Source organism: Blastococcus sp. KM273129, from assembly GCF_021698995.1.
Classification (GTDB): domain Bacteria; phylum Actinomycetota; class Actinomycetes; order Mycobacteriales; family Geodermatophilaceae; genus Blastococcus.
The window spans coordinates 1-5,138 of record NZ_SSXB01000140.1 but is presented as its reverse complement, the minus strand read 5'-3'; the positions used below and the strand labels follow the sequence as shown (position 1 = coordinate 5,138).

The following is a 5,138-nucleotide window of genomic DNA, read 5'->3' as shown; positions in this document are numbered from 1 at the left end:
GGCCTGCGCGGTCTGCGACCTGCGGACGAACTCCCGCCGCGGGCCCGAGGGCGCGGCCGGCCCCTGGTCGGGGGCGGGCGCCGGGGCGGCGCCGGCCGGGGCGCTCTCGCGGTGGCCGATCTCCTCCTGCGGCCGGCCCGCGTGCTCGCCGGCGATCGACATCCGGCGCTCGAGCCGCTCCAGGCGCTGCAGCGTGGCGGCGGCCGACCCGTCGGTGGCCGGGAGCAGCATGCGGGCGCAGACCAGCTCGAGCAGCAGCCGCGGCGCCGTCGTCCCGCGCATCTCGGTGAGCCCCTCGTGCACGGTGTCGGCCATCCGCGACAGGGTGGCCGAGCCGAGCGCCTGCGCCTGCTGGTTCATCAGGTCCAGCCGGTCGGGCGGGCAGTCGAGCAGGCCGTTGCCGCCGGCGTCGGGGACGGCGTCGAGCACGATCAGGTCGCGCAGCCGGTCGAGCAGGTCGGTGGCGAAGCGGCGGGGGTCGTGCCCGGCCTCGACCACCCGGTCCACCGCCCGGAAGACGCCCGGCGCGTCGCGGGCGGCCAGCGCGTCGATGGTCTCGTCGAGCAGGGCGTCGTCGGTGACGCCGAGCAGGCCGACGGCGCTCCTGTAGGTGACGCCCTCGGGCCCGGCACCGGCCAGCAGCTGGTCGAGGATCGACAGCGAGTCGCGCACCGAGCCGCCGCCGGCGCGGACCACCAGCGGGAACACCGTCGGCTCCACCTGCACGCCCTCGGCCTCGCAGGTCCGCTCCAGCAGGGTGCGCAGCGTCGTGGGCGGCACGAGGCGGAACGGGTAGTGGTGGGTGCGCGACCGGATGGTCGGCAGCACCTTCTCCGGCTCCGTCGTCGCGAACACGAAGACCAGGAACTCCGGCGGCTCCTCGACCACCTTGAGCAGGGCGTTGAAGCCCTGCGTGGTCACCATGTGCGCCTCGTCGACGATGTAGACCTTGTAGCGGCTGCTCACCGGCGCGAAGAACGCCCGCTCGCGCAGGTCGCGGGCGTCGTCCACACCACCGTGGCTGGCCGCGTCGATCTCGATGACGTCGAGCGAGCCCGGCCCGTCCGGCGCCAGGGCGACGCAGGAGGCGCAGACCCCGCACGGCGTGGACGTCGGGCCCTGCTCGCAGTTGAGCGAGCGGGCCAGGATGCGCGCCGAGGAGGTCTTGCCGCAGCCGCGCGGGCCGCTGAACAGGTAGGCGTGGTTGATCCGGCCGCCGTCGACCGCGTTGACCAGCGGAGCGGTGACGTGCTCCTGCCCGACCACCTCGGCGAAGGTCGCCGGGCGGTACTTCCGGTAGAGCGCCAGTGCCACGGGGCGAGGTTACGTGCCGGGGCCGACGCCACGGCCGCCCCGCACCCCAGCGTGTGCGCCGACGCGGGGTCCCGCGACCCCGCCCGGAGAAAGGAAAGGACCCCCCGCGCACCCGCCAGAGCCCGCTTATCCTTGCTGCCTTCCGGCCCTGGGGAGGTTCACAGGATGACGCCACACGAGGGGTCGGCACCCACTGTAGAGGAAACCCCCCGGGCCGCGGGCGCGCGCCCCGCTACGCTGCCGCGCATGACGCCCCGGTGCTCCCTGGTCCTCCCCCCGCCGCGCTCCTGAGCCGGGGCCCGGCGGGCTGATCCGCCCCGCGCTCCGGCCGACGAGCCCCGTCCCGGCCACCGTCCCTGGAGCACCATGACCACCCCGAGCGCCGCCGCGCCCACCCGCGGCTTCTCCTTCGTCGTCCTCGCCGCCCTCTTCTGGGGGACCTCCGGCTTCAGCGGCTCGATCGTCGCCCGCCACAGCGACCTCGGCCCCCTCGACATCGCGTGGCACCGCATGGCCATCGGCGCGGTCGCCCTGCTCGTCCCCTGGGTGCTGGCCCGGCGCCGGTCCGGCCCGCTGCCGCCGCTCGGCCGCGGCACCACCGTCCGCCTGGCCCTCGTCGGCGCCGGGCTCGCCTGCTACCAGCTGGCCTACTTCGCCGCGGTCGCCACGGCGGGGGTGAGCATCGCCACCCTGGTGGCGCTGGGGCTGGCGCCGCTGCTGATCGCCGTCGGGGCCACGCTGCTCGGCCACGGGCGCCCGGACGCGCCCACGGTCGTCGCCCTGGTCGTCGCCCTCGTGGGACTGGTCCTGCTCGTCGGCGTGTCGGCCGGGGCGGGCACCGGGACGGCGGTGCTGCTCGGCGCCCTCCTCGCCGTCGGCTCGGCGCTCGGCTACGCCGTCGTCACGCTGGCCGGCGGCGGGGTGCCGGCCGGGGTGCCGGTGACCCTCGTCGGCTTCGCCGGCGGCGCGCTGCTGCTCACCCCCGTCGCGCTGGCCACCGGGCTGCGCCTCACGACCGACCCGGTCGCGCTGGGCGTGCTGCTGTACCTCGGCGTCGTCCCGAGCGCGCTGGCCTACGCCTTGTTCTTCACGGGGCTGCGCAGCGTGCCGGGCCCGGTGGCCTCGATCGTCACGCTGCTGGAACCGCTGACCGCCACGGCGCTGGCCACCGCCCTGCTGGGCGAACGCCTGGCCCCTCTGGCGCTGCTCGGCGGGCTGCTCGTGCTCGCCGCCGTCGCCGGGCTGTACCTGCGCCGGCTGCGGCAACCCGTGCCGGCGGCGGGTGCCTGAGGTACGCCCCGACGCGACGGGCCCCCGGCGTGCTGCCGGGGGCCCGTCGACCTGCGGAGGATGGGAGATTCGAACTCCCGAGGGGTTGCCCCCAACCCGCTTTCCAAGCGAGCGCCATAGGCCACTAGGCGAATCCTCCAGGTACGGGGTGAATGGTACCGGGCGTCGTCGCGCGGCTCGCCGGGACACCGCGGGGAGGCCACCGGCGGCGCCGTGCGGCATCCTCACGGCAGAGCGGTTGACCGGACGGACTGCGGGGAAGGCCTGCACCTGCGGGCCGCACAGAGGAGGCGCAGGACATGGGTGAGCACAGCGAGGTCCGGCCGGACGTCGTCGATGCGATCGTCGGTGTGCTCAAGGGCGGCGACGCCGCGGCGCTGCCGGCCGGGGCCACGGCGGCGGAGAAGACGGCGGCGAAGGACCGCTACCTGTCGGAGTTCGCCGCCGAGCGCAGCAAGCGCGACCGCCAGGCCCAGGCGTGGGAGCTGCTGCTCACCCGCAGCTACGACGAGCCCCCCACCTGGCAGCGGATCTTCGACGACCTCGACGCCGGCGTGCACGACGAGCTCGGCGAGCTCTACGACGTTCTGCCCGCGGGCGCGCAGCAGGAGTACGCCCGCCGGTACGGCGTGCCCTCCACCGTCTGACCCGGTGCGCCGCCCTCGATGACCCCTCCCGGCACCGGGCCAGGCCGCCTCGTCGCCGGGCGCTACCGCCTGGAGCAGCAGATCGGCGGCGGCGGCATGGGCACCGTCTGGCTGGCGCGCGACGAGCGCCTGGGCCGGCAGGTCGCCGTCAAGCAGGTCCTGCTGCCGCTGGGAGCCGGCGAGGAGCAGCTCGACGAGCAGCGGCAGCGGGCGCTGCGCGAGGGCCGCATCGCCGCGCGGCTGACCCACCCGCACGCGATCTCGGTCTACGACGTGGCGCTCGAGGACGGCGTGCCCTGGCTGGTCATGGAGTACCTGCCCTCCCGCAGCCTCGCAGAGGTCCTCGCCACCGAGGGGCTGCTGCCCGCGGGCCTGGTCGCGCAGATCGGCGCGCAGGTCGCCGACGCCCTGGCGGCCACCCACGCGGCCGGGATCGTCCACCGCGACGTCAAACCGGCCAACGTCCTCATCGGGGAGGGCGGCCGCGCCGCCGGCCTGGTCAAGATCACCGACTTCGGCATCTCGCACGCCAGCGGCGACGTCACCCTCACCCGGACCGGTCAGATCACCGGCACCCCGGCGTTCCTCGCCCCGGAGGTCGCCCAGGGGCAGGCGATGACCGAGGCCAGCGACGTCTTCTCCCTCGGGGCCACCCTCTACACCTGCCTCGAGGGCCTGCCGCCGTTCGGCATGCAGGACAACCCGCTGAGCATGCTGCACCGGGTGGCGGCCGGACGGATCACTCCCCCGCAGCGCGCGGGGGCGCTCACCGACCCCCTGCTCCGGATGCTCGACGACGACCCCGGCGCGCGCCCCCCGATGACCGAGGTGCGCGACGAGCTCGCCCGGCTCGCCGCGGGCCGGGACGGCGACCCGACGACGGTGCTCGTGGCCCGCACCGACCTGCGCCCGGCGGGCCCCTCCGGGACGGCGGTGTTCGCCGCCGGCGCCTCTTCCCCTCCGCCGGCCTCCGCCGGGACGCCGGTGCCGGTCCCGCGGGTCGCCCGCACGCCCGCCCCGCCCGCGGCAGCGGCAGCGGCAACGGCAGCGGCAACGGCACCCGCCGACCGCCGCGGACGCCGCCGGGGCCCGTGGGTGGCGGCGGGCGTCGGCATCGTCGCGCTGCTGGGCGCGCTCGGGATCTGGCTGGGGACGTCCGGCGGCGACCCGGACGCCACGGCCGCGTCCCCCACGACGGCGACGTCCGAGGCCCCCACCACCGGCCAGGAGCCCACGGCGACCCAGCCGGAGGAGCCCGCTCCACCGGTCGTCCCGCCGCCGGCGGACGAGGGGGAAGGGGACGGCGACGAGGACGAGGGGAACGGCAACGAGGGGAACGGCAACCGCGGGAACGGGAACGGCAACGGCGACGGCGGGAACGGGGACGGGGACGACGCGGACCCGCTCACGGAGGACGGCATCCGCGACTTCGTCGAGGACTACCACGAGCAGGTGATCGAGGACCCGGCACGGGCGTGGGAGCGCACCGGCCCCACGCTGCGCGCGAACATCAGCCGCGCCGACTACATCCGGTACTGGGAGCAGTTCGAGGACGTGCGCATCCGCGACATCCGAGCGGCGGACGGCGAGACCACCGCGACGGCCACCATGGAGCTGCGCTACGCCGACGGTCGCCGCGAGACCGGGCCGCACCGCTTCACGTTCCTGGTCCGCGACGGTCAGCTGATCCTGGACAGCGACTTCCCCGCCTGACGGGCCCCGCGTACGACGCAGCCCCCGCCCTCCCGGAACGGGAGGACGGGGGCTGCTCCTGCTGGCGGTGGCGGTGGTGTCTGAGTTGAGGACATCGTGCACACCTGTCTCGGGACATCGTTCACACCCTGAGGTGAGGGGTGTGCGATGGGAATGCCGCAGCTGGTCGTCACC

The 5,138-nt window shown here is 75.8% G+C and carries 4 protein-coding genes, 1 tRNA gene and 1 other RNA gene; 3 read left to right on the top strand and 3 right to left on the bottom strand.

Annotated elements, in window-relative coordinates:
• Positions 1-1,314, bottom strand: a 1,314-nt coding sequence (locus E9565_RS21515; RefSeq protein ID WP_236836692.1) for a DNA polymerase III subunit gamma and tau, incomplete at its 3' end; no start/stop codon positions are given.
• A 92-nt stretch (positions 1,315-1,406) separates the two neighbouring features.
• An RNA gene (ffs, locus tag E9565_RS21510) (signal recognition particle sRNA small type) lies at positions 1,407-1,502 on the bottom strand.
• 178 nt (positions 1,503-1,680) lie between these two features.
• Here ffs and E9565_RS21505 point away from each other — a divergent pair.
• Complete coding sequence (locus tag E9565_RS21505; protein ID WP_236827175.1) at positions 1,681-2,604, top strand: DMT family transporter; 924 nt, start codon at positions 1,681-1,683, stop codon at positions 2,602-2,604.
• Positions 2,605-2,658: 54 nt separating this feature from the next.
• On the opposite strand, the gene E9565_RS21500 is transcribed toward E9565_RS21505, so the two are convergent.
• A tRNA-Ser gene (locus tag E9565_RS21500) sits at positions 2,659-2,743 on the bottom strand.
• Positions 2,744-2,903: 160 nt separating this feature from the next.
• Between E9565_RS21500 and E9565_RS21495 the strand changes: the two genes are divergently transcribed.
• Both E9565_RS21495 and E9565_RS21490 read left to right on the top strand, forming a co-directional pair.
• Positions 2,904-3,251 carry a hypothetical protein gene (locus tag E9565_RS21495; RefSeq protein WP_236827174.1) on the top strand — a complete coding sequence of 116 codons (348 nt, stop codon included), beginning with the start codon at positions 2,904-2,906 and terminating at the stop codon, positions 3,249-3,251.
• 18 nt (positions 3,252-3,269) lie between these two features.
• Positions 3,270-4,964, top strand: a complete 1,695-nt coding sequence (locus E9565_RS21490; RefSeq protein ID WP_236836691.1) for a serine/threonine-protein kinase — start codon at positions 3,270-3,272, stop codon at positions 4,962-4,964.
• Positions 4,965-5,138 lie beyond the last annotated feature (174 nt).